Below are 24648 nucleotides of genomic sequence, written 5' to 3'. Positions count from 1 at the left end.
TTGAAAGGTTTTAAAGTGTTAGTTAGATCTCACAATGAAAGAAAAATGGATTATTTTGAAAGTTAATTGACGTGGTGAATGATTTTCGGTGTAAAAAAGCGCGGATTTGCGTGGGGGAGGTGCGTACCGCTTCCTTGAGGTGTTGCGGATGCTTTACCATACTGGGTTCTTATCGAACCCGTTAAATGGATGTCTCATGTTCAAGCGTCGTTATGCAGCGCTGTTGCCTGCGCTTATTCTGCTGTCTGCCTGTAGTAGCAAACCTAAGACCGAAGCCGTTCAGCAAACGGCGGGCGCGCCTTCCGGAGGATTCCTGCTGGAGCCGCAGCACAATATGATGCAGATGGGCGGCGACTTCGCGAATAACCCGGCGGCCGAGCAGTTCATCGATAAAATGGTGAGCAAACACGGCTTTGACAGACAGCAGCTGCACGAAATTTTGTCTCAGGCCAAGCGTCTGGACTACGTGCTGCGCCTGATGGACAGGCAGGCGCCGACGGCCCAGGTGCCGAGCGGGCCAAACGGAGCGTGGCTGCGCTATCGCAAACAGTTTATTACCCCGGACAACGTGCAAAACGGCGTGGTGTTCTGGAATCAGTATGAAGATGCGCTCAACCGCGCGTGGCAGGTGTACGGCGTACCGCCTGAAATCATTGTCGGGATTATTGGCGTGGAAACCCGGTGGGGCCGCGTGATGGGTAAAACCCGCATCCTGGATGCGCTGGCGACGCTCTCCTTTAACTACCCGCGCCGCGCGGAGTATTTCTCTTCCGAGCTGGAAACCTTCCTGCTGATGGCGCGCAACGAGCAGGACGATCCGCTCGATCTGAAAGGGTCGTTTGCCGGCGCGATGGGCTACGGCCAGTTTATGCCGTCGTCCTATAAACAGTATGCCGTCGACTTTAACGGAGATGGTCACATCAACCTGTGGGATCCGGTGGATGCCATCGGCAGCGTGGCGAACTACTTCAAAGCGCACGGCTGGGTGCCGGGCGGCCAGGTGGCGGTGCAGGCGAACGGTCAGGCGCCGGGGCTGGAAAATGGCTTCAAAACCAACTACAGCATTTCGCAGCTGACCGCGGCAGGCTTAACGCCAACGCAGTCGCTGGGTAATGCGCAACAGGCGAGCCTGCTGCGTCTGGATGTCGGAACGGGCTATCAGTACTGGTACGGCCTGCCGAACTTCTACGCCATTACCCGCTATAACCACAGCACTCACTATGCGATGGCCGTATGGCAGCTGGGGCTGGCGGTATCGCAGGCCCGCGTGCCGGCGGCGTCACCGTTTAGTCAGTAAGCTGCTCCGACGGGAAGGCCGGGTAAGGCAACGCCGCCACCCGGCATGGCTGCGCGCACGGTGCGGCCTGATGCCCTCACCCTGACCCTCTCCCACGGGAGAGGGAAGTTTTGCAGAAACATTTCGCCACACTCCCTTTTAAACCCTCCATTTACATCTTAACCGTCTTTTATTATTGTTATGTTATAACATTTAATGCGGTGTCGACATGTCAACGTCCCTTTTTTCTCTGTCTGCTCTGGTCCGGCTTTTGCTGGCGCTGGTGCTTGTTGTCTTTATCGGGCTGGCCGTGCGCTGGGCGGTGGCATTGCCATGATCGTGATGAATGAACTGGTCGCGGGTTATGAACGCCTGCCCGTTACGCGACCCCTCTCGGGCACGATTGAGCGCGGAAGCATGACCGCCATTATCGGCGCTAACGGCTGCGGGAAATCCACGCTGCTGAAAACGCTGGCGGGATTTATCCCGCCCGTCAGCGGTGGCTTCCGCTGGCAGGGTAAGCGTCCGGTAATCGGCTGGCTGGCACAGCGTCACGCGCTGGAGGCGCAGTTTCCGCTGACCGTGCAGGACGTCGTAAGCATGGGCTGCTGGCCGGGCATTTCGCTTTTCTCCGGGTTTCGTCGCGAAACGCGGCTGCGCATTACCAGTGCGCTTGAGCGCGTTGGGCTGGCATCCATGGCGTTATCCACCATCGATGAGCTCTCCGGCGGCCAGTTCCAGCGCATGCTGTTTGCCCGCGTCCTGGTGCAGCAGGCGCCGCTGGTGATGCTGGATGAACCCTTTACCGGGGTCGATGAGGCCACCTGCAACGTGCTGATGGATGTGATGCTGGAGATGTATATGCAGGGGCAAACGCTGCTCGCGGTACTGCACGACAGCGAGCGCGTGTCGCGCCATTTCCCGCAGACGTTGCGGCTGGATGCTGACGTTCCCCAGTGGAAAACCGAGCGGGTGAGGGTGGCATGATCTGGCATCTCTTTTTTCAGCCGTTTATTGAGTACGGCTTTATGCGTCGCGCGCTGGTGGTTTGCCTGGCGCTCTCCGTCAGCACTACCGCGCTTGGCGTGTTTCTTCAGCTGCGCCGGATGAGCCTGATGGGCGATGCCCTTTCTCACGCCATTTTACCGGGTGTTGCCGTGGGCTATTTGCTCAGCGGTATGTCGCTGCTGGCGATGAGTATCGGCGGTTTTATCGCGGGCATTACCGTGGCGCTGCTGGCCGGCCTGGTCAGTCGCCGCACGCCGCTGAAAGAAGATGCCAGCTTTGCCGGGTTTTATCTTGGCTCACTGGCGCTGGGGGTCACGCTGGTGTCGCTTCGCGGGTCGAATGTCGATCTGCTGCATCTGCTGTTTGGCTCCATCCTCGCCGTGGACAACGACGCCGCGCTGTTTGTCACGGGCGTGTGCATGTTCACCCTTATCGTACTGGCGATGTTCTATCGCGGACTGGTTACCGAAGCGTTTGACACCGCCTGGCTACAGGTGAACGCCCGCTGGCTGCCTGGCCTGCTGCACGGACTGTTTCTGGCGCTGCTGGTGCTTAACCTGGTGGCCGGTTTTCAGGTGCTTGGCACGCTGATGGCCGTCGGGCTGATGATGCTGCCGGCCGTGGCGGCACGATGCTGGGTACGCACGCTACCGGCGTTACTCCTGATGGCGGGTATCAGCGGTATTTTCTGCGCATGGCTGGGGCTGAGCCTCTCTTGGGCGATGAGTCTACCGGCCGGGCCATCCATTGTGCTCACCGCCAGCGCGCTGTTCTTTATTTCCATTTTATTGGGTACGCGAAGCAGGCTTGCTGGCAGTCTGCGGGCGTATTTTTAACGCAAGGGGAAACGATGAAACGTACAGGATTAGTAGTGGCGCTTGCGCTGGGGATGATGTCGCACGGCGTGATGGCGAAAACACTGAATGTGGTCACCAGCTTTTCGATACTGGGGGACATCACCCAGGAGGTGGGCGGTGATCATGTGAAGGTGACGACGCTGGTCGGGCCGGACGGCGATCCGCATACCTTCGAACCGTCGCCGAAAGACAGCGCGGCGCTGAGCAAGGCCGATGTGGTGGTGGTGAACGGCCTGGGGCTGGAGGGCTGGCTTGACCGTCTGGTGAAAGCCTCCGGGTTCAAAGGACAGCTGGTCGTCGCCTCAACCGGGGTGAAAACCCACACGCTTGAGGAAGATGGAAAGACCGTGACCGATCCGCACGCGTGGAACCGCGCGGCGAACGGGGCGCTGTATGCGCAAAATATTCTGAACGGGCTGGTGAAAGCCGATCCGCAGGACAAAGCCGCGCTGGAAGCCTCCGGTAAACCCTATATCACGCAGCTTAACCAGCTGGATAGCTGGGCTAAAACGCGTTTTAGCGCGATCCCGAAGGATAAGCGCAAGGTCCTGACCAGCCATGATGCGTTCGGCTATTTCAGCCGCGCCTACGGCGTGACGTTTATGGCGCCGCAGGGGCTGTCGTCTGAGAGCGAAGCCAGCGCGGCGCAGGTGGCTGAGATTATCAATCAGATCAAAGCCGACGGCGTAAAAACCTGGTTTATGGAAAATCAGCTCGATCCGCGTCTGGTTAAACAGATTGCGTCGGCGACGGGCGCGCAGCCTGGGGGCGAACTTTATCCGGAAGCGTTGTCGGCAAAAGGTGGGGTGGCAGACACCTACGTTAAGGCGTTTCGCCACAATGTGAACACTCTCGCTGACAGCATGAAATAACCTTTCCACCGCCGGTGCGTCCGTACCGGCTTTTTTCTGAAGCCCCCTCGTAAAACCTGAAGTGCATCCCCACATCTGACGAGAAAGTGCTATCTTGTGCAGCACGTTTTTCTGATGCCTGGAGCGAGAATGACTGACCATGAATTGATGCAGCTTAGCGAGATAGTGGGCCTTGCGCTGAAGCAGCGTGGCGCGACAATCACCACTGCGGAGTCCTGCACCGGCGGCTGGGTGGCGAAAGCGATTACCGATATTGCCGGCAGTTCCGCCTGGTTTGAACGCGGTTTTGTGACCTACAGTAACGAAGCTAAAGCACAGATGACTGGCGTGCGCGAATCCACGCTGGAACAGCATGGCGCGGTCAGCGAACCGGTGGTGATCGAGATGGCCATTGGTGCGCTCAAAGCGGCGCGGGCCGATTACGCGATTTCCATTAGCGGCATTGCGGGCCCGGACGGCGGCAGCGACGTGAAGCCTGTTGGCACCGTCTGGTTTGGGTTCGCCACGTCCAAAGGGGAAGGGATCACCCGCCGGGAGTGCTTCAGCGGCGATCGCGAAAGCGTGCGTCGTCAGGCAACCGTTTATGCGTTAAAAACGCTCTGGCAACAATTTCTACAAAACACTTGATACTGTATGACCATACAGTATAATTGCACCAACAGAACAGAAATCCACGGTGAAGCACAGTCGCTTCTCCCGGCATGACAGGAGTAATAATGGCTATCGACGAAAACAAACAGAAAGCGTTGGCGGCAGCACTGGGCCAGATCGAAAAGCAATTCGGTAAAGGCTCCATCATGCGCCTGGGTGAAGACCGTTCCATGGATGTGGAAACCATCTCCACCGGTTCGCTTTCTCTGGATATCGCGCTGGGCGCTGGCGGTCTGCCTATGGGCCGTATCGTAGAAATCTACGGGCCAGAGTCCTCCGGTAAAACCACCCTGACGCTGCAGGTGATTGCCGCGGCACAGCGCGAAGGTAAAACCTGTGCGTTTATCGATGCCGAGCACGCGCTGGACCCTGTTTATGCCCGTAAGCTGGGTGTAGATATCGACAACCTGCTGTGTTCTCAGCCGGACACCGGTGAGCAGGCGCTGGAAATTTGTGACGCGCTGGCGCGTTCTGGTGCCGTTGACGTTATCGTGGTCGACTCCGTTGCCGCACTGACGCCAAAAGCCGAAATCGAAGGTGAAATCGGCGACTCTCACATGGGCCTCGCGGCACGTATGATGAGCCAGGCGATGCGTAAGCTGGCCGGTAACCTGAAGCAGTCCAACACGCTGCTGATCTTCATCAACCAGATCCGTATGAAAATTGGTGTGATGTTCGGTAACCCGGAAACCACGACCGGTGGTAACGCACTGAAATTCTACGCCTCTGTCCGTCTGGATATCCGCCGTATCGGCGCGGTGAAAGAGGGCGAGAACGTGGTGGGTAGCGAAACCCGCGTGAAGGTTGTGAAGAACAAAATCGCTGCGCCGTTCAAGCAGGCTGAGTTCCAGATCCTCTACGGCGAAGGTATTAACTTCTTCGGTGAGCTGGTTGACCTGGGCGTGAAAGAGAAGCTGATTGAAAAAGCGGGCGCCTGGTACAGCTACAACGGTGACAAGATTGGTCAGGGTAAAGCGAATGCCATCTCCTGGCTGAAAGAGAACCCGGCTGCGGCGAAAGAGATCGAGAAGAAGGTACGTGAGCTTCTGCTGAACAACCAGGACTCCACGCCAGATTTCGCGGTTGATAGCGCGGATGCTGAAGAAACTAACGAAGACTTTTAATTCTTTCGTTTAACAATGAAGGGCTGCTGATGCGGCCCTTTTTGCATTTCTGAATCAGCAGGTTTTTTATGAGTGAACCGACAACACGTCGACCCGCGTATGCACGCCTACTGGATCGCGCGGTGCGCATCCTGGCCGTTCGTGACCACAGTGAACAGGAGCTGCGGCGAAAACTGTCGGCACCGGTGATGAGTAAAAACGGCCCGGAAGAGATTGATGCCACTGCGGAAGATTATGACCGCGTCATCGCATGGTGCTATGAGCATCGCTATCTTGATGACGAGCGTTTTGCCTCGCGGTTTCTCGCCAGCCGTGGCCGCAAGGGATACGGGCCCGCGCGCATCCGGCAGGAGCTAAACCAGAAAGGGGTGGCCCGGGAGTCCATCGAAAAAGCGATGCGCGAATGCGACATTGACTGGTGCGAGCTGGCAAAAGAGCAGGCCATTCGTAAGTACGGCGAACCGCTGCCGCGTGAATTTTCAGAAAAAGTCAAAATCCAGCGCTTTTTGCTCTACCGCGGCTTTCTGATGGAAGATATTCAGGATATCTGGCGTAATTTTGCCGATTGAACGCATGCGGGATTTTACTTCCCACTAAAGAAAACTTATCTTATTCCCACTTTTTCCAGTAGCTGGTCTGTCCAACGGTTTACCGATACAGGCTGGCTACGACATTTCGTTAGCTTGATTTCAGGATAATTATGAGCAAGAGCACCGCTGAGATCCGTCAGGCGTTTCTCGATTTTTTCCATAGTAAGGGACACCAGGTTGTTGCCAGCAGCTCCCTGGTACCGAACAACGATCCGACTCTGCTGTTTACCAACGCCGGGATGAACCAGTTCAAGGATGTGTTCCTTGGTCTCGACAAGCGTAATTATTCCCGCGCCACAACCTCACAGCGTTGCGTGCGTGCGGGCGGTAAACACAACGACCTGGAAAACGTCGGTTACACCGCGCGTCACCACACCTTCTTCGAAATGCTGGGTAACTTCAGCTTCGGCGACTACTTCAAACACGATGCCATTCAATATGCGTGGGAACTGCTGACCGGTGAAAACTGGTTCAACCTGCCGAAAGAGCGTCTGTGGGTTACCGTCTATGAAACCGATGACGAAGCCTACGAAATCTGGGAAAAAGAAGTCGGGATCCCGCGCGAGCGCATTATTCGCATCGGTGATAACAAAGGCGCACCATACGCGTCTGACAACTTCTGGCAGATGGGTGATACCGGTCCTTGCGGCCCGTGCACCGAGATCTTCTACGATCACGGCGACCACATCTGGGGCGGCCCTCCAGGCAGCCCGGAAGAAGACGGCGATCGCTACATTGAGATCTGGAACATCGTCTTCATGCAGTTCAACCGTCAGGCCGACGGTACGATGGAGCCGCTGCCGAAACCTTCCGTTGATACCGGTATGGGTCTGGAGCGTATTGCCGCGGTACTGCAGCACGTTAACTCCAACTATGAGATTGACCTGTTCAGCACTCTGATCAAAGCCGTTGCCGAAGTGACCGGTGCGACCGATCTGAACAACAAATCGCTGCGCGTTATCGCAGACCACATTCGTTCCTGCGCGTTCCTGATTGCCGACGGCGTTATCCCGTCGAATGAAAACCGTGGCTACGTGCTGCGTCGTATCATTCGTCGTGCCATCCGTCACGGTAACATGCTGGGCGCGAAGGACACCTTCTTCTATAAACTCGTTGGGCCACTGATTGGCGTGATGGGGTCAGCCGGTGATGAGCTGAAACGCCAGCAGGCGCAGGTAGAGCAGGTTCTGAAAACCGAAGAAGAGCAGTTTGCGCGTACACTGGAGCGCGGTCTGGCGCTGCTGGACGAAGAGCTGGCGAAACTTAAGGGCGACACGCTGGATGGCGAAACCGCTTTCCGCCTGTACGACACCTACGGCTTCCCGGTTGACCTGACGGCGGACGTTTGCCGCGAGCGCAACATCAAAGTTGACGAAGCGGGCTTCGAAGCCGCGATGGAAGAGCAGCGTCGTCGCGCGCGCGAGTCCAGCGGCTTCGGCGCAGACTACAACGCGATGATCCGCGTTGATAGCGCGTCAGAATTCAAAGGTTATGAGGCGCTGGAACTGACCGGCAAAGTGACCGCCCTGTTTGTTGACGGTAAAGCTGTGGACAGCATCAGCGCGGGTCAGGATGCGGTGGTCATTCTGGACAAAACGCCGTTCTATGCGGAATCCGGCGGTCAGGTTGGCGATAAAGGCGAGCTGAAAGGCAATGGTTTCAGCTTCAGCGTCAGCGACACCCAGAAATACGGTCAGGCGATTGGTCACCAGGGCAAACTGGTTTCCGGTTCTCTGAAAGTGGGCGAGGGCGTACAGGCTAACGTGGATGAAGCTCGCCGCGCGCGCATTCGTCTGAACCACTCAGCAACCCACCTGATGCACGCTGCCCTGCGCGACGTACTCGGTACTCACGTTGCACAGAAAGGTTCTCTGGTTAACGACAAAGTGCTGCGTTTCGACTTCTCGCATTTTGAAGCGATGAAACCGTCTGAAATCCGCGCGGTGGAAGATCTGGTGAACGCGCAGATCCGTCGCAACCTGCCAATCGAGACCCATGTCATGGATCTCGAGGACGCGAAGAAAAAAGGTGCGATGGCGCTGTTTGGCGAGAAATATGACGAGCGCGTTCGCGTGCTGAGCATGGGCGACTTCTCTACCGAGCTGTGCGGCGGTACGCACGCCTCGCGCACCGGTGACATTGGCCTGTTCCGCATTGTTTCCGAGTCGGGTACGGCGGCAGGCGTGCGTCGTATTGAAGCGGTAACCGGTGAAGGTGCGATTGCCAGTCTGCATGCCCAGAGCGATCAGCTGCACGACATCGCGCAGCTGCTGAAGGGCGATAGCCAGAACCTGGGCGAGAAAGTGCGCGTTGCGCTGGATCGCACGCGTCAGCTGGAAAAAGAGTTGCAGCAGCTGAAAGAGCAGGCTGCGGCGCAGGAGAGTGCAAACCTCTCCAGCAAGGCTGTAGACATTAAGGGCGTCAAACTGCTGGTCAGCGATCTGGCGGGCGTTGAGCCTAAGATGCTGCGTACTATGGTCGACGATCTCAAGAACCAGCTTGGTTCTACCGTTATCGTGCTGGCGACAGTGGCAGAAGGTAAGGTTTCTCTGATTGCGGGCGTCTCTAAGGATGTGACTGACCGCGTAAAAGCAGGGGAACTGATTGGTATGGTCGCTCAGCAGGTGGGCGGCAAGGGTGGCGGTCGTCCGGACATGGCGCAAGCCGGTGGTACGGATGCGGCGGCACTCCCGCAAGCTTTGGCCAGCGTTGAAAGCTGGGTAAGCGCGAAACTGTAATAACTACAAAGCACAAACAGACGCCATAGCGGTAACGTTATGGCGTCTTGTTCACTGTGCTATCGATAACGATAAAGTCAGGTTGAGTTTGTGTATATCGGCTAAACTTACGTTTAACAGAATGTGATGCCGTGACTGCTTACACTTTACGTGTTTGTCATCGCTTACTTTTTGGCGTTATATGATGGATAATGCCGGGATACAAGAGACCCGACTCTTTTAATCTTTCAAGGAGCAAAGAATGCTGATTCTGACTCGTCGAGTTGGTGAGACCCTCATGATTGGGGATGAGGTCACCGTGACAGTTTTAGGGGTAAAGGGTAACCAGGTACGTATTGGTGTTAACGCTCCTAAAGAAGTATCTGTCCACCGTGAAGAGATCTACCAGCGTATCCAGGCTGAAAAATCCCAGCAGTCCAGTTACTGATATTGTCGCGTCTCGCTGTCGGGCGAGACGCAACCCTCCTGTCATTTTTCCTGCTCAACGTTACCGTTTAATTTCAAACGCTCTCTTTTTAACCACTCCGTTACCCTAAACTCGCTCTTACGCCGCCATTTCTGCATAGGTTTTCTGTGAAGATGCCTGCAAAATCCGCTTATAAAACACCCTCTTTGCGGCTTTTACATGCGAATTGCGTGTGATTTGTGCAAACGATAAAAGCTTTTGGAAAATTGTTTGACTTATAAGTCCCAGAAAGTAATATATGCGCCACGCAGCGACGAGAAGCTCTTAACGAGTAACTCTAAGCACTCGAAAGAGGCGTTGTGTGGTGAGGTGGCCGAGAGGCTGAAGGCGCTCCCCTGCTAAGGGAGTATGCGGTCAAAAGCTGCATCCGGGGTTCGAATCCCCGCCTCACCGCCATTTTGCATCCGTAGCTCAGCTGGATAGAGTACTCGGCTACGAACCGAGCGGTCGGAGGTTCGAATCCTCCCGGATGCACCATCTTCTCCTTCTTTGTTTATTCCTTCGACGTTCCGTCAGCAATCACACTCTCTGTCAGCGACAAAAACCACCATTTACGATAAAGTAATGCTTTGTTAATCGGTTAGTGAGAGCACGATGTACGCACAGTATGACGGTTTGATCTTCGATATGGATGGTACCCTTCTGGATACCGAACCCACGCATCGTCAAGCCTGGACCGACGTCCTGGGCCGCTACGGTATGCGTTTCGACCTTCAGGCGATGATCGCCCTCAATGGCTCCCCAACCTGGCGTATTGCACAGGCCGTGATTGAACTGAATCAGGCCGATCTCGACCCGCACCTGCTCGCACGCGAAAAAACCGATGCGGTAAAAGCCATGCTCTTAGATACCGTACGTCCTTTGCCGCTGATTGATGTGGTAAAAGAGTGGCACGGGCGTCGCCCGATGTCGGTGGGGACGGGCAGCGAAAGCGCGATTGCAGAGGCATTACTCAACCATCTTGGCCTGCGCCACTATTTTTCTGCCGTGGTCGCCGCCGATCATGTTAAACATCACAAGCCCGCACCGGACACCTTCCTGCTCTGCGCAGAATTAATGGGCGTCCCGGCGGCAAAATGCGTCGTGTTTGAAGACGCCGATTTCGGCATCCAGGCCGCGCGTGATGCCGGAATGGATGCGGTGGATGTGCGCTTACTGTGAGTGACGCGCTGTCACTTGCCTCATTATTCGCCAGCAGTTTTCTCAGCGCCACGCTGTTACCGGGCAATTCGGAAGTGGTGCTGGTGGCGATGCTGTTGTCCGGCGTGAGTCAGCCCTGGCTGCTTGTAGTAATAGCAACAATGGGTAATAGCCTTGGAGGGCTGACTAACGTTATTCTTGGGCGTTTCTTTCCGCTGCGTGAAAAATCGCGCTGGCAGGAAAAGGCAGTCGGCTGGCTAAAACGCTATGGCGCTGCCACGCTGTTATTAAGCTGGATGCCTGTAATAGGCGATTTACTGTGTCTGCTGGCGGGATGGATGCGCATCTCCTGGGGACCGGTGCTCTTTTTTTTGTGCCTTGGCAAGGCGTTGCGTTATGTCCTCGTGGCATGGGCAACGCTGCAGGGTATGACGTGGTGGCACTAATTGGTGGAATGAATACGCGACCTTCAATCGTCAACCATTACAATTATGCTGAGTAACATTACTTTGACAGGCGGGAGGTCAATTTGATCCCGGACGTATCTCAGGCGCTGGCCTGGCTGGAAAACCACCCTCAGGCATTGAAGGGTATTCAGCGTGGTCTCGAGCGTGAAACGCTGCGCGTTAACGCGGACGGCAGTTTAGCGACAACGGGTCACCCGAAGGCGTTAGGCTCGGCGCTGACACATAAATGGATCACAACCGATTTCGCTGAAGCGCTGCTGGAGTTCATCACCCCAGTAGAGGGTGATATTGATCATATGCTGACAATCATGCGCGATATTCATCGCTACACCGCGCGCAACCTGGGCGACGAGCGCATGTGGCCCCTCAGCATGCCGTGCTATATCGAGCAGGGCCAGGAGATTGAGCTGGCACAGTACGGCACGTCAAATATCGGCCGGCTGAAAACGCTCTACCGTGAGGGGCTAAAAAACCGCTACGGCGCGTTGATGCAGACCATCTCTGGCGTGCACTACAACTTCTCGTTGCCAATGGCATTCTGGGAAGCAAAATGCGGTGAAACGGATAAAGACGCGATCTCTGAAGGCTACTTCCGCCTGATCCGCAACTATTACCGTTTCGGCTGGGTGATCCCGTATCTGTTTGGTGCCTCCCCGGCGATCTGTTCTTCGTTCCTGCAGGGGAAACCGACCACGCTGCCGTTCGAGAAGACCGACTGCGGAATGTACTATCTCCCGTACGCCACCTCTCTGCGCCTGAGCGATCTCGGTTATACCAATAAATCGCAAAGCAATCTCGGTATTACGTTTAACGAATTGCACGAATATGTGGCAGGATTGAAGCGGGCGATCAAAACCCCGTCGGAAGAGTACGAGAAAATCGGCCTCGAAAAAGACGGCAAGCGCCTGCAAATCAACAGCAATGTGCTGCAGATTGAAAACGAGCTGTATGCGCCTATTCGTCCTAAGCGCGTAACGCGCAGCGGTGAAACCCCGTCGGATGCGCTGCAGCGCGGCGGGATCGAATACATTGAAGTGCGCTCGCTGGATATCAACCCGTTCTCACCGATTGGCGTTGATGAACAGCAGATTCGCTTCCTGGATCTGTTTATGGTCTGGTGCGTGCTGGCGGATGCGCCGGAAATGAGTTCAGACGAATTGCTCTGTACCCGTACAAACTGGAACCGCGTGATTCTGGAAGGGCGTAAACCGGGTCTGACGCTGGGTATCGGCTGCGAAACGGCACAGTTCCCGCTGACCACAGTCGGCAAAGATCTGTTCCGCGATCTGAAGCGTGTTGCCCGGACAATGGACAGCATCGACGGCGGAGAGGCGTATCAACTGATCTGCGACCAGCTGGTGGAATGTTTTGATAATCCGGAACTGACGTTCTCAGCGCGCATTCTGCGTTCTATGATTGATCAGGGCATCGGTGGTACGGGGCGTTCACTCTCGGCGGAGTACCGTGAGATGCTGCTCCAGGAGCCGTTAGAAGTGCTGAGCGAAGCGGATTTTGTAGCGGAACGCGATGCGTCCGTTGTGCGTCAGAAAGAGGTTGAAGCGGCGGATACCGAGTCGTTTGAGGCGTTTCTGGCGAAGCAGGCTTAAGCAGAAAAGAAAAAGGCCACATCGCTGTGGCCAAAATATACATCTCTGAATTCAGGGATGATGATAACAAATGCGCGTCTTTCATATACTCAGACGCGCATTCTGTAGAAGAGTTCAGTTTATTTTAAAAAAAATCACTATCGGAGGTGACGTATGCCGTTATTAGATAGCTTTACTGTCGACCATACCCGTATGGAAGCACCTGCAGTCCGCGTGGCGAAGACCATGCACACCCCGCACGGCGACACGATCACCGTCTTCGATCTGCGTTTCTGCGTGCCAAACAAAGAAGTGATGCCGGAGAAAGGCATTCATACGCTGGAACATCTGTTCGCCGGCTTCATGCGTGACCACCTGAACGGCAACGGCGTTGAGATCATCGATATCTCTCCGATGGGCTGCCGTACCGGTTTCTACATGAGCCTGATTGGCGTGCCTGATGAGAAGCGCGTCGCGGATGCCTGGAAAGCGGCGATGCAGGACGTGCTGAAGGTGAAAGAGCAGAACCAGATCCCTGAGCTGAACGTTTACCAGTGCGGTACTTACCAGATGCACTCTCTGGAAGAAGCGCAGGAGATCGCGCGTCACATCATCGAGCGTGATGTTCGCGTGAACAGCAACGAAGAGCTGGCCCTGCCAAAAGAAAAACTGCAGGAACTGCACATCTAGTGCACCTTTTCCCTCTCCCTCAGGGAGAGGGGGAGGGTTGTTTAATTCCATGACCACAACCGCAACCTTCTCCTTTACGCATCGTCCCCTCGTTCCGTTCGCCCATGATTACGCTCATGGTGACAGCGAGCCGTGGCATGAGCACGACTGCGCACAGCTGCTGCACACCCTGAGCGGCGTGGTACGGGTGGATACCGCATCGGGCTGTTGGGTTGTGCCTCCCGGTCGCGGCGTCTGGCTGCCTGCGGGCACGCAGCATTCCCTGCGCATTACCGGCAACGTGGCGGCGCGAACGCTGTTCATCGATCCGCTGGCGCGGGCCGATCTCCCGGCCACCTGCCAGATCGTGCAGATCGCGCCGCTGCTGCGCGAGCTGATCCTCGTCTCCCTTGCTTTACCTGAATCGTACTCACCCGGAAGCCGGGATGAGCGCGTCTATGAGCTCATTCTCGATGAAATCCGCACTATGCCGGTGCTGCCGTTTCACCTGCCGGAGCCGGAAAGTGAGGCGTTACGTCGCCTGTGCCTGCAAATCCGGCAAAGCCCGGGTGAAAGCTGGAGCAGCGCGCAGGCTGCGAGCATGATGAACATGAGCGAGCGCACCCTGAACCGCCATTTCCAGCAGCAGACGGGATTAAGCTACGGAGAGTGGCTGAGAAGGGCGCGCCTGCTGGAAGCCTTAGTGCGGCTGGCGCAGGGCCAGCCGGTATTGCGCGTGGCGCTGGATCTGGGCTACGGCAGCCACAGCGCCTTTACGGCGATGTTCCGCCGCGTGATGGGCGTCTCCCCCAGCGATTACTTTAAGAACGACTGACGGCGTTAAAGAGCGCCTGAAGCGACGCGCGCGCTACGTCGCTGTCAATGCCCACGCCCCAGCGGCTGCTGCCGTCCTGGAACAGGCAGCGGATGTAGGCCACCGAGCGGCTGTCGCTGCGCTCGCCTAACGTATGCTCGTGATAATCCTTAATCACGAACGGGGCGTTGACCCAGCGGCTTAAGCCCTGAGCGGCGGCGGAGAGCAGACCGTTACCCTGACCTTCCAGTTGGCGCGTTCCTCCCTGTGTAGCGATGCTTGCCGTCAAACGCAGCTGGCCGTCCTGCTGGCTGTCGCTGCGGTAGGATTGCAGCGCATAGTGCGGCGTGGCCACCAGGCCGTAGCGGGTGCGGAACAGCTGCCACAGCGCATTCTGCGTCATCTCTTTTCCATGGCGATCGGTTTCCTGCTGCACGTGCTGGCTAAAATCCTGCTGCAGGGCGCGGGGCAACTTCAGACCATGGTTCTGTTCGATCAGCCACGCGCTGCCGCTTTTTCCTGACTGGCTGTTCACGCGGATCACCGCTTCGTAGGTGCAGCCGATATCCTGCGGATCGATGGGCAGGTAGGGCATCTCCCAGCGATCGCCAGGCCTGCGGGCATCAAAGCCTTTTTTGATCGCGTCCTGGTGTGAGCCGGAGAAGGCGGTATAGGCCAGCCGTCCTGCCCAAGGGTGGCGCGGGTGGACCGGCAGCTGATTGCAGGTTTCCACCACTTCCACCACCCGGTTCATATCGCTAAAGTCCAGATTCGGGCTAACCCCCTGGCTGTAGAGGTTCATTGCCAGCGTCACCAGGCAGACGTTGCCCGTGCGCTCCCCGTTACCAAACAGGCAGCCCTCCACGCGGTCCGCGCCCGCCATCACGGCCAGCTCGGCGCAGGCGACGCCGGTACCGCGGTCGTTATGCGGATGCACGCTGATGCAGACATCGCGGCGGCGGCTGAAGTGGCGGCAGAAATACTCGATCTGGTCGGCATAGACGTTCGGCGTGCTCACTTCGACGGTGGCGGGTAAGTTGATCACCATTGGCCGTTCGTCGCAAGGCTGCCAGATCTCCGCGACGGCTTCACAAATCTCCAGCGCAAACTCCGGCTCGGTAAAGCAGAAGGTTTCCGGGGAGTATTCATACTGCCAGCGGGTGTCCGGGTTCTCTTCACACAGCTGACGAATAAGCCGCGTGGCGCGCGTCGCCAGCTCGACGACTTGCGCTTTCTCCATGCCGAACACCAGGCGGCGGAACAGCGGGGCGGTGGCGTTGTAGAGATGGACGGTGGCCTGTTTCGCGCCGCGCAGGGATTCGAAAGTACGATGAATGAGATCTTCCCGTGCCTGAGTGAGCACCTGAATCGTCACGTCATCCGGGATGCGGTTTTCTTCAATCAGCTGGCGAACAAAGTTGAAATCCGTCTGCGAGGCGGAAGGAAAAGCGACCTCGATCTCTTTGAATCCGCAGCCCAGCAGCAGGTCCCAGAACTGCAGCTTGCGCGTGCTGTCCATCGGCTCGGCAAGGGCCTGGTTGCCATCTCGTAGGTCGGTTGAGAGCCAGCGCGGCGCACGAGTGATGCGTTGCTCCGGCCAGCGGCGGTCGGGCAGGGAAAGGGTCGGATAGGGTTGGTACTTGTCGGCGGGTGTGTTCAGCATGATGCGCTCCTGTTGTCTTTTCACTATCGTGAATCGATTTCAGGCGCGCTGCTTTATCGGAACTGACAATGGCTGTCGCGTTCTGGACACGGTGGCGATTGTTGCCCGGTGGCGCTACGCTTACCGGGCCTACGAATGGTGGCCCGGTAAGCGTAGGCCGGGTAAGGCGTAGCAGCCACCCGGCAACTCGTGCACAGAACTAGTGCGCGCCACCGCCGCCGCTACCGGCACCAAACGGTGGTTTAGCAAACCACACCAGCCCCAGCAGGACGATAAAGATCCCTGCCGATATCCAGAAAATCTCGTTGGCCGAGATAATCAGCCCCTGGTTGGTGATCTGCTGGGCAATCCACCCTGACGCCTGCTGCTCCGTCATCCCCATTCCCTGAAGCTGGTTGTACATTTCGCGGGAGTTCGGGTTGAACGGGTTCACCGCTTCGGTCAGCTGCGCATGGTGCATCGATTCACGGTTAGTCCACAGGGTGGTGGTGATCGAGGTACCGATCGAGCCCGCCAGCGTTCGCGTAAAGTTCGACAGGCTCGATGCCGCCGCCATGCGTTCAGGCGGTAAACCGGAAAGCGTGATGGTGGTCAGTGGCATAAAGAAACACGCCACGGCAAAGCCCTGAATAAACTGCGGCCACGCGGACGCGCCAAAGTCCATTCCCGGTTCGAACGTATACGCGCGCCAGTAGAAGCACACGGCGTACATGATAAAGCTGAACGTCACCAGCCTGCGCATGTCGAGCTTGTGGGCGAAGCGGCCAATAATCGGCGACAGCAGAACCGGAATCAATCCAACCGGTGCCGAGGCTAAACCTGCCCAGGTTGCGGTGTAGCCGTATACCTCCTGCAACAGCTGAGGCAGCAGTACAATCGCGCCGAAGTAGAGCATGTAGGCGAGGCTGATACACAGACAGCCTATGGTGAAGTTTCGCGACTTAAACAGCGACAGGTCGACTATCGGGTTATCGTCCGTCAGCTCCCAGACAATCAGGAAGCTCAGCGACACCACCGCGACAATCGTCAGGATGATGATCTCCCGGGAGTTGAACCAGTCCAGCTCTTTGCCCTGGTCGAGCATGACCTGCAGGCTACCGATGCCGATAACCAGCAATGCCAGACCAATGGCGTCGATACGCCGCTGTTCCGTCCTGGTTTCTCTGCCGCGCAGCGTCTGGAGCGTCAGCATTACCACGATGGCACCAATCGGTACGTTGATGAAGAAGATCCAGCCCCAGTGATAGTTGTCGCTGATATAGCCGCCTAAGATAGGCCCGCAAATCGGGGCGACAATCACGGTCATTGACCATAGCGCAAGCGCAATTGAGCGTTTGGCGGGCGGGTAGTTGTTCAGCAGTAAACTCTGCGACAGCGGAATCAACGGCCCGGCGACAATCCCCTGAATAACGCGGAAGAATATCAGCATCGTCAGGCTGCTGGACATGCCGCACGCCCAGGAGGCAAGAACGAACAATACCGTCGACCAGAGGAACAGCTTCACTTCACCGACGCGCTTTGCCAGCCAGCCGGTAATCGGAATGGATATGGCGTTTGCCACCCCAAACGAGGTAATGACCCAGGTCCCCTGGCTCAGCGACGAGCCAAGGTTACCGGCGATGGTCGGGATCGCCACGTTCGCGATGGTGGAGTCCAGCACCTGCATGAATGTCGCAAGAGAGAGCGCAATGGTCATGATGACCAGCTGCGCCCCTTCCAGCGGTTTTTGCGGCTTTTGCTGTTGCATAACGCTCACCTTCGGATTAACCGGCGTTTGCCTTCACGATGTCATCGATCAGCTTGTTGACCGGATCGAGGCTAATTTCACGGGCGTTACTTTCATAAGCCGGGCTGCTGCGAACCTGGCTTGCCAGGATCTGACCGTCGCGGTTGGCGGTGTCGACCGTCACCAGCGTAGAGAGGCCGATACGCAGCGGGTGATCCGCCAGCTGTTTGGCATCCAGCTCAATACGCACAGGCAGACGCTGAACCACTTTGATCCAGTTACCGGTGGCGTTTTGCGCAGGCAGCAGGGAGAAGGCGCTGCCGGTCCCCATATCCAGGCCGACCACTTTACCGGTGTACTTCACGTCATCGCCGTAGATGTCGCTGACAACCGTCGCGGTCTGGCCGATACGCATATGGGCAAGCTGCGTCTCTTTAAAGTTGGCATCTACCCACAGATTGTCTGCCGGCACGACCGCCATCAGCGGCGTGGTTGGGCTAATCTGGGCCCCTGGCTGGACGGAACGACGGGAGACATAGCCGGTCATCGGGCTGACGATTTTAGTACGCTGCAGGGCAAGCCACGCGTTGCGCACTTCAGTCGCCGCCTGCTGAACGGCGGGCTGGTTTTCCAGGCTGGTGCCCAGCACCATCGCCTGGTTGGCGTTGTACTGTTGAATGGCCACATCCAGCTGTGCCTGAGCGCTGGCGACGGCATCGCGGGCGTGCTGCAGCTCTTCACGGCCAATCAGGTTAGCCGTGCCGAGCGGCACGCGGCGGTTCAGGTCGCTCTGCGCCTGCGCCAGTGCCGTTTTCTGCACGTCGATGTTGGCCTGCAGCTGTTTGCTGTTGATCATCAGCTGGCGGGTCTGACGGACGCTGGAGGCCAGCGCGGTCTGTGCTTTTTCAAACGCCTGCTGGGCGTCGGTTGGATCGAGGGTCACCAACACATCGCCTTTTTGCACAAAGTCGGTATTGTCAGCCCAGACTTTCGTCACGCTGCCCGACACCTGCGCCATAATTTGTACCTGGTTCCCTGCCACGTACGCGTCGTCAGTCTCTTCAGCATGACGCAGTACTAAAAACCAATAGATCCCATATGCCACGGCAATAATGATAAAGAGCAAGGTCAACAGAAGAAGGGCGCTCTTACGTTTGCCTTTCTTGTTGCCCGGCTGCTGCGGGGTAGTGCTCTCCGCATTTGCGCTCATTGTAGTTCTCCACGATCTTCTTATTTTCACATCGGCTGAGCCGACCTGTTGTCAGAAAGGCCAGCAGTGTGACGTGCTGGCCTGTCGGTTTTCTTATGAATCTGGAATGGTGAGCGTGTCGTCGCGTTAGCGCAGCGCCTCAAGAACGGCGCCGTCTTCATCCATCTGGTCCAGACGGGTGAGCAGCTTGCGAGTGATGTGCTCAAGCTGGTCGCGCTCGGCGGTGCTGAGGACAGACCAGAGTTTGTGCAGGCAATTGTGCTGAGGTGGCAGCACCTCGCGCAGGAACTGGTGACCTTTATCGGTCAGTTGCAGATGCAGGCAGCGGCGATCGTTGTCGCTTTCACGGCGCTCAATCCAGCCACGCTTTTCGAGTTCATCGGCAATACGGGTCGCATTGGTACGGGAAGAGCCCAGCGCGCAGCTCAGTTCGGAAGGCTGAATGCTGTGATTTTCCTGAGACTCCAGCGTAATCAACGCCATAAACAACGTCTCGTTAATCCCTTGAGCTTTCAGCATTTTATTACGGTTTTCCAGTAGCTTACCCTGCATGTGCATGCACAGGCGAGTCAGCAGGATTTCCTGGTACGGGAAGTCCTCATGGCGACTGGCGCGGAATTTAAGCATTTGTTCAATGGGCGTAAACGAACTATCCATTTGGGCATAACCTCATTAATTACAGCCGATATAGTAACGATAGTGACAAATAATGTAAATGAATTATTTGTGCGGTTATATCCGCCAAATCAATGTCACCATCAGAAAGCGCCGGGTAAGTCCGTGACCCGGTGAGCACAGAAAGCGTAGGGTGTGAACCCGCTGGAGAAAGGATGTGAGGACGGGGGTCTGAACTATTCATGCCGATTGTAAATATGTCACCCACATTAAAATTTCTGGGATAAATGATTACGTTTACATTAACAGAGTGAAGAGCCTCTTAACACCCTAAGAGGCCAACGCAATGTAAAACTTAGTGAATTGCATCCTGGCGATGGTAACCGCGCCACCATACTAGCAGGTTAAGGGTGGCGACGATGGCCCCAATCGCACATACCCCCGACCAGCCTGCATGCTGCCACGCCGACGCTGAAATGAGCGAACCCGCCGCGCCGCCAATGAAGTAGCTGGTCATGTAACCGGCCGTCAGGCGGTTACGCGCCTCTGGCTTCACGCGATAGATGACGGTCTGATTGGTGATGTGAACGCCCTGAACGGTGAGATCGAGCACCAGGATGCCGACGATCAGCGCCAGCACCGAGACGTGCCCGTACCAGATTGCCGCCCAGGAGAGCAGAAGTAAAATCAGCCCTGCGGAGGTGGTCAGGTGGGATTTACCCTTGTCGGCCAGACCGCCTGCGGGACGTGCGCCCAGTGCGCCTGCGGCACCGGCCAGACCGAACAGGCCAATCACACCTTCGGAATAATTGAACGGCGGAGCTGCAAGCAGAAACGCCATCGACGTCCACAGAATGCTGAAGTTAGCGAAGGTGAAACAGCCCAGCAGGGCGCGGGTACGCAGAAGCTTATCCTGGGTGAACAGACTGAAAACGGAGGCCAGCAGTTGAGGATAGTTCAGGTGGTTTTCTTGCTTCACTTTTGGCAGCCCGCGCCACAGCGCCAGCGCCATGATGACCATCAGCACGCTCGCTACCCAGTATACGGTGCGCCAGCCGCCGAGGCTTGCCAGCAGGCCGGCAACGGTACGCGCCAGCAAAATCCCCAGCAGCAGGCCGCTCATGATGGTGCCCACCACCTTGCCGCGTTTTTCCGGGGAGGCGAGGGTCGCGGCGAGCGGGACCAGGATTTGCGCCACCACGGAGAACAGCCCCGTCAGCGCGGTACCGATAATCATCATCGTCAGCGACTGGCTGCTGGCGGTGATCAGCATCCCACCGGCGGCCAGCAGGGTCATGGAGACGATCAGCATTCGGCGTTCAAACATATCGCCGAGCGGCACCAGGAACAGCAGCCCGGCGGCATAGCCCAGCTGTGCTGCGGTAACGATAAAGCCTGCGGAGCTGGCGGAGAGATTGAACGCGCGGGCGATGGTGTCGAGAAGAGGCTGCGCGTAATAGTTGCTGGCGACCGCCAGACCCGTTGCCACGGACATTAAAAGGATGAGTGCGGGGCTAAGCCCTTGAGTGGTTTTTGTCATTAGTTTCAGGAATCGTTAGTTGAGTGATTATTTTTCCGGAAACCATAATAGCTAATGATTGTGAATGTTGGGGGATTGTTATGTGTGTGTTTGTGCGGTTAATCCCCTCACCCCAGCCCCCCCCAAAGGGGAGAGAGTGTATAAAGTCCCCTCTCCCCTTTGGGGAGAGGGTTAGGGTGAGGGGGTAGGTTGTGTTGTATTTCTTACTTCTGCGCCGCAAGCGCCTCTTTCACCCAGCCGTCAAACTGCTGCTGGTGGGCTTTGATCCAGCCGTCCACGTGGCCTTTCACATCCGCTTCGGAGGATTTACCCGCGTGCATCATCGCGTTCTGGGCGTTGATGTCCGCCAGCGGCAGCTTCATCACCGAGAACAGCTTCGCCGCCGCCGGATTTTTCTCCGCCCAGGCTTTGTTCGCCACGATATGCATGGTGTTCACCGGGAAGCCGTAGTTCATGCCGTTCGGCAGTTTTGTGTCGATATCTTTCTGCTCGCCCGGCAGGGAGGAGAACGGTACCTGCAGCCACACCACGTCTTTCCCCGGCTTCAGCACGTCGCTCACCCAGTACGGCGTCCAGGTGTAGTAGATCACCGGTTTACCCTCTTTGAAACGGGCAATGGTGTCGGCCATCATCGCTGAATAGTTGCCGTGGCTCACGTCGACCGTTTTCGCCAGATCGAAGGCTTTATTCTGGTGATTAATCACCGCTTCACAGCCCCAGCCCGGCGAGCAGCCCATCATGTCGGCCTTGCCGTCACCGTTGGTGTCGAACAGTTTGGCGATCTTCGGATCTTTCAGCTGTTCAATATTGGTGATGTGGTACTTATCGGCGGTTTTCTTGTCGATCAGATAACCCTGCGCCGCGCCGGTCACGAAGGTGCCCTCGCGATAGAATTTCTTGTCGCCACCGGCGGCGGCATACATGTCGTCGTGCAGCGGCTGCCAGTTCACCGCGGTGAAGGTGGCGTCACCGGAGGCAATCGAGGTATAGCCCACGTTGTAATCCACTTCGCTCGGCGTGTTAACCGTGTAGCCGAGTTTTTCCAGCGCGCGGCTGACGATCAGCGTCTGGAAGCTCTCTTCCGAAATGGTGCTCTGCACCGGCTGCACGGTAATGCCTTTGCCCGGCAGGTCAGCCGCGAAGGTGCTGGTGGAGACAAGGGTGGCAAACGCTGTGGCAAAAAGTACGTTATGTCGCATCGTTGTTCCTTATTTTGACTTCGTGAAAGGGCGGGTGAGTAACCCGACCGGGCCGGTGGTATACCAGCGACGGTTGCCGCGACTGCGTGAATCACGACCGACGGCCTGAGTCAGGCGGTCAAGAATAATGGCGAGGATCACGATCCCGACGCCGCCGACGGTGGCCAGCCCCATGTCGAGGCGGCCTATGCCGCGCAGCACCATCTGGCCCAGTCCGCCAACGGCGATCATCGAGGCAATCACCACCATTGAGAGTGCCAGCATCAGCGTCTGGTTAACGCCCGCCATGATGGTCGGCATGGCCAGCGGGAGCTGAACCTTAAACAGCATCTGGCGCGGGCTGGCACCGAACGAGCGTGACGCCTCTATCAGGTCCGCAGGCACCTGGTTAATCCCCAGAATGGTCAGACGAATAATCGGCGGCAGGGCGAAGATAATGGTCACCACCACGCCCGGCACGTTACCGATGCCGAACAGCATCACGATTGGCACCAGATAGACGAACGCCGGGGTGGTCTGCATTGCATCCAGCAGCGGACGAATTATCTTCGCGGCCCGCGGGCTGCGCGCCAGCCAGATCCCCATCGGCAGGCCGATGACGATGCAGAAGAGCAGGGCGGTCAGCACCAGTGCCAGGGTGATCATCGCCTGCGACCAGGCCCCAATCGCGCCGATGGCAATCAGCGAAATCAGCGTGGCGACCCCCATCCCGGCGCTGCCAAACTGCCAGGCGATCAGGGAGAACAGGATAATCGCCACCGGTGCCGGCATGCCCAGCATCAGCTGCTGGAAGCCGTTCAGGATGTAATCCACCGGGATGCGGATCCCCTGGAACACCGGGCGGAAGTGCGTCACCACCCAGTCGATCCCCTCCGTCACCCAGCTGTCCAGCGGGATCAGCGTTTTATGGAACGGATCCATGATGTTGAAGTGTTCTGGCGCAGGCGCGGGTGCGCTATTGAGCCAGTCTGCCGCGCCGCCGCCGTCGGCGGGGGCTGGCGTGGAACCCCACGCGTCGGCGGATTGCGCAGCGCTGTCCGCTGCTTCAGTGGTGCCCCACGGGTTTGATTGATCAGCCATTGTTTGCCCCCTCGCGATCTAAAGCCTGCAGCAGCATCCGTTTTGAAATGATGCCGACGTACTGTTGTTCCTCGCCCACGACCGGCACGGCGCACGGCGCCTGACCCACGTGAGAGAGCAACTCGCTGAGCGGCGTTTCGGCGTCCACGGCAAGCGGAGCGTCAATTAACGCCGCATCGATTCCCCGGTTTTCGCCAAGCGCGGTTTTCAGAGAGTCGATGGAGACAACGCCGACAAATTTATTGCCGCGTTCAACCAGATAACCGTATTCACGGTCTTCGTCCTGCAGCAGCTTAAGCGCCGAGCGCGGGCCGAAGCCTGGCGTTTTACGAATAATGCCGTTTGGCGTTCGACGGGCAATATCTTTGGCGCTAAAGACCTGGCTAATATCCACGCCGCGGAAGAAGGTACGGACATAATCGTTCGCCGGATTATTGAGTATTTCATCCGGCGTGCCGACCTGCACCACTTCACCGTTTTGCATAATGGCAATACGGTCGCCAATACGCATGGCTTCATCCAGATCGTGGGAAATAAAGACAATCGTTCGCTGATGTTTAGCCTGTAATTTTACCAGTTCATCCTGCATCTCGGTGCGAATTAACGGATCGAGGGCGGAGAAGGCTTCATCCATTAATAAAATATCTGGATTAATGGCTAATGCGCGGGCTAATCCCACGCGCTGACGCATACCGCCGGAGAGTTCATCCGGGTACGCATGCGCATAATTTTCCAGCCCGACCTGACGCAGTGCATCAAGGGCTTTTTCCTGACGTTCCTGAGCCGGCGTGCCGGCTAATTCCATGCCGAAGGCGGTATTATCCAGTACCGTCATGTGCGGCATTAGCGCGAATGACTGGAACACCATTGCGATCTTCTTTCTGCGCACCTCGCGAAGCTCAGCGTCTGATATTCTGGCAATATCCACGCCATCAATCAGCACCTGCCCGCGGGTGGGTTCAATCAGGCGATTGAGAAGGCGAACCATAGTGGATTTACCCGAACCGGATAATCCCATGATGACAAAAATCTCGCCTTCTTCAATGGCCAGACTGGCGTCTTTAACGCCAAGCGATAGCCCGGTTTTTTCCAGAATTTGCTCTTTCGTAAGGCCTTTTTCAATATATTTGAATGCGCGCTGCGGATGCTCGCCAAATACTTTATAAAGATTTTTCACTTCTAATTTAATTGCCATGCAATAGAGAGTGTCCTGTTATTTGTTTATGTCGATATGATTACCATGGTAAATTGTTAACGGGCATAACCCTAACATACTGAGAATCTGAGACAACCCTGGGTTTGCTTATGACGTGAATTTTCAGGGAAGCGAAACGGCTGAATTTCCCATGAATAAAGG

Annotated in this window: 22 protein-coding genes and 2 tRNA genes; 16 read left to right on the top strand and 8 right to left on the bottom strand. The window is 56.8% G+C overall.

What is annotated here, in order from left to right:
* Positions 1-196: 196 nt before the first annotated feature.
* The 16 genes from mltB to GXP72_RS17875 all read left to right on the top strand — a co-directional run bounded on the left by mltB (position 197) and on the right by GXP72_RS17875 (position 14279).
* Positions 197-1297 carry a lytic murein transglycosylase B gene (gene mltB / locus GXP72_RS17950; RefSeq protein ID WP_024907703.1) on the top strand — a complete coding sequence of 367 codons (1101 nt, stop codon included), beginning with the start codon at positions 197-199 and terminating at the stop codon, positions 1295-1297.
* Between the two features lie 312 nt (positions 1298-1609).
* Positions 1610-2263: an ATP-binding cassette domain-containing protein gene (locus GXP72_RS17945; protein WP_024907702.1), complete on the top strand. Its 654-nt coding sequence runs from the start codon at positions 1610-1612 to the stop codon at positions 2261-2263.
* Positions 2260-3120 carry a metal ABC transporter permease gene (locus tag GXP72_RS17940; RefSeq protein WP_024907701.1) on the top strand — a complete coding sequence of 287 codons (861 nt, stop codon included), beginning with the start codon at positions 2260-2262 and terminating at the stop codon, positions 3118-3120. The genes GXP72_RS17945 and GXP72_RS17940 overlap by 4 nt, the downstream gene beginning before the upstream one ends.
* A 14-nt stretch (positions 3121-3134) precedes the next feature.
* Complete coding sequence (locus tag GXP72_RS17935) at positions 3135-4013, top strand: metal ABC transporter substrate-binding protein (protein ID WP_090418372.1); 879 nt, start codon at positions 3135-3137, stop codon at positions 4011-4013.
* Positions 4014-4142: 129 nt separating this feature from the next.
* Positions 4143-4640: a nicotinamide-nucleotide amidase gene (pncC, locus tag GXP72_RS17930; RefSeq protein ID WP_090418368.1), complete on the top strand. Its 498-nt coding sequence runs from the start codon at positions 4143-4145 to the stop codon at positions 4638-4640.
* Positions 4641-4729: 89 nt separating this feature from the next.
* Positions 4730-5788 (top strand): recombinase RecA, encoded by a 1059-nt coding sequence (gene recA, locus GXP72_RS17925; RefSeq protein WP_024907698.1) that lies wholly within the window; start codon positions 4730-4732, stop codon positions 5786-5788.
* Positions 5789-5856: 68 nt separating this feature from the next.
* Entirely contained in the window at positions 5857-6357 is a 501-nt protein-coding gene (gene recX / locus GXP72_RS17920; protein ID WP_032640869.1) for a recombination regulator RecX, read from the top strand.
* A 131-nt stretch (positions 6358-6488) separates the two neighbouring features.
* A complete protein-coding gene (alaS, locus tag GXP72_RS17915; RefSeq protein ID WP_061714571.1) occupies positions 6489-9116 on the top strand; it encodes an alanine--tRNA ligase in 2628 nt (875 codons plus the stop codon).
* 241 nt (positions 9117-9357) lie between these two features.
* A complete protein-coding gene (gene csrA, locus GXP72_RS17910) occupies positions 9358-9543 on the top strand; it encodes a carbon storage regulator CsrA (RefSeq protein ID WP_000906486.1) in 186 nt (61 codons plus the stop codon).
* A gap of 342 nt (positions 9544-9885) precedes the next feature.
* Positions 9886-9978 (top strand) — tRNA-Ser (locus GXP72_RS17905).
* Between the two features lie 4 nt (positions 9979-9982).
* Positions 9983-10059 (top strand) — tRNA-Arg (locus GXP72_RS17900).
* A gap of 117 nt (positions 10060-10176) precedes the next feature.
* Complete coding sequence (gene yqaB, locus GXP72_RS17895; RefSeq protein WP_032648006.1) at positions 10177-10743, top strand: fructose-1-phosphate/6-phosphogluconate phosphatase; 567 nt, start codon at positions 10177-10179, stop codon at positions 10741-10743.
* Positions 10740-11168 (top strand): YqaA family protein, encoded by a 429-nt coding sequence (locus GXP72_RS17890; RefSeq protein ID WP_021241956.1) that lies wholly within the window; start codon positions 10740-10742, stop codon positions 11166-11168. The genes yqaB and GXP72_RS17890 overlap by 4 nt, the downstream gene beginning before the upstream one ends.
* An 83-nt stretch (positions 11169-11251) precedes the next feature.
* Positions 11252-12796, top strand: coding sequence for a glutamate--cysteine ligase (gshA, locus tag GXP72_RS17885; RefSeq protein ID WP_208763214.1), 1545 nt, complete (start codon positions 11252-11254; stop codon positions 12794-12796).
* Positions 12797-12949: 153 nt separating this feature from the next.
* Positions 12950-13465 (top strand): S-ribosylhomocysteine lyase, encoded by a 516-nt coding sequence (gene luxS / locus GXP72_RS17880; protein WP_024907693.1) that lies wholly within the window; start codon positions 12950-12952, stop codon positions 13463-13465.
* A gap of 49 nt (positions 13466-13514) precedes the next feature.
* On the top strand, positions 13515-14279 hold the full coding sequence (locus GXP72_RS17875) for a helix-turn-helix transcriptional regulator (protein ID WP_024907692.1): 765 nt from the start codon (positions 13515-13517) through the stop codon (positions 14277-14279).
* On the opposite strand, the gene leuA is transcribed toward GXP72_RS17875, so the two are convergent.
* From leuA to proV, 8 genes are all read right to left on the bottom strand, one after another.
* The gene (gene leuA, locus GXP72_RS17870; protein ID WP_208763213.1) at positions 14266-15921 is read right to left on the bottom strand and encodes a 2-isopropylmalate synthase; all 1656 of its coding nucleotides are present in this window, start codon (positions 15919-15921) and stop codon (positions 14266-14268) included. The two genes, GXP72_RS17875 and leuA, sit on opposite strands and share 14 nt — an antisense overlap.
* A gap of 199 nt (positions 15922-16120) precedes the next feature.
* Positions 16121-17668: a multidrug efflux MFS transporter permease subunit EmrB gene (gene emrB / locus GXP72_RS17865; RefSeq protein WP_024907690.1), complete on the bottom strand. Its 1548-nt coding sequence runs from the start codon at positions 17666-17668 to the stop codon at positions 16121-16123.
* Positions 17669-17684: 16 nt separating this feature from the next.
* Positions 17685-18857: a multidrug efflux MFS transporter periplasmic adaptor subunit EmrA gene (gene emrA, locus GXP72_RS17860; RefSeq protein WP_029742047.1), complete on the bottom strand. Its 1173-nt coding sequence runs from the start codon at positions 18855-18857 to the stop codon at positions 17685-17687.
* Positions 18858-18983: 126 nt separating this feature from the next.
* Entirely contained in the window at positions 18984-19514 is a 531-nt protein-coding gene (gene mprA / locus GXP72_RS17855; protein ID WP_023333174.1) for a transcriptional repressor MprA, read from the bottom strand.
* 313 nt (positions 19515-19827) lie between these two features.
* Positions 19828-21012, bottom strand: a complete 1185-nt coding sequence (locus GXP72_RS17850; RefSeq protein ID WP_090418349.1) for an MFS transporter — start codon at positions 21010-21012, stop codon at positions 19828-19830.
* Between the two features lie 203 nt (positions 21013-21215).
* Complete coding sequence (gene proX, locus GXP72_RS17845) at positions 21216-22211, bottom strand: glycine betaine/L-proline ABC transporter substrate-binding protein ProX (RefSeq protein WP_032647997.1); 996 nt, start codon at positions 22209-22211, stop codon at positions 21216-21218.
* 9 nt (positions 22212-22220) lie between these two features.
* On the bottom strand, positions 22221-23291 hold the full coding sequence (gene proW, locus GXP72_RS17840; protein ID WP_048990878.1) for a glycine betaine/L-proline ABC transporter permease ProW: 1071 nt from the start codon (positions 23289-23291) through the stop codon (positions 22221-22223).
* The gene (gene proV, locus GXP72_RS17835; protein ID WP_024907685.1) at positions 23284-24486 is read right to left on the bottom strand and encodes a glycine betaine/L-proline ABC transporter ATP-binding protein ProV; all 1203 of its coding nucleotides are present in this window, start codon (positions 24484-24486) and stop codon (positions 23284-23286) included. The genes proW and proV overlap by 8 nt, the downstream gene beginning before the upstream one ends.
* Positions 24487-24648: the final 162 nt, after the last annotated feature.

Origin of the sequence: Enterobacter sp. SES19, assembly GCF_011765665.1 — a bacterium.
Classification (GTDB): Bacteria; Pseudomonadota; Gammaproteobacteria; order Enterobacterales; family Enterobacteriaceae; genus Enterobacter; species Enterobacter pseudoroggenkampii.
The sequence above is the reverse complement of the archived record's forward strand: the minus strand, read 5'-3'. Positions and strand labels throughout refer to the sequence as shown.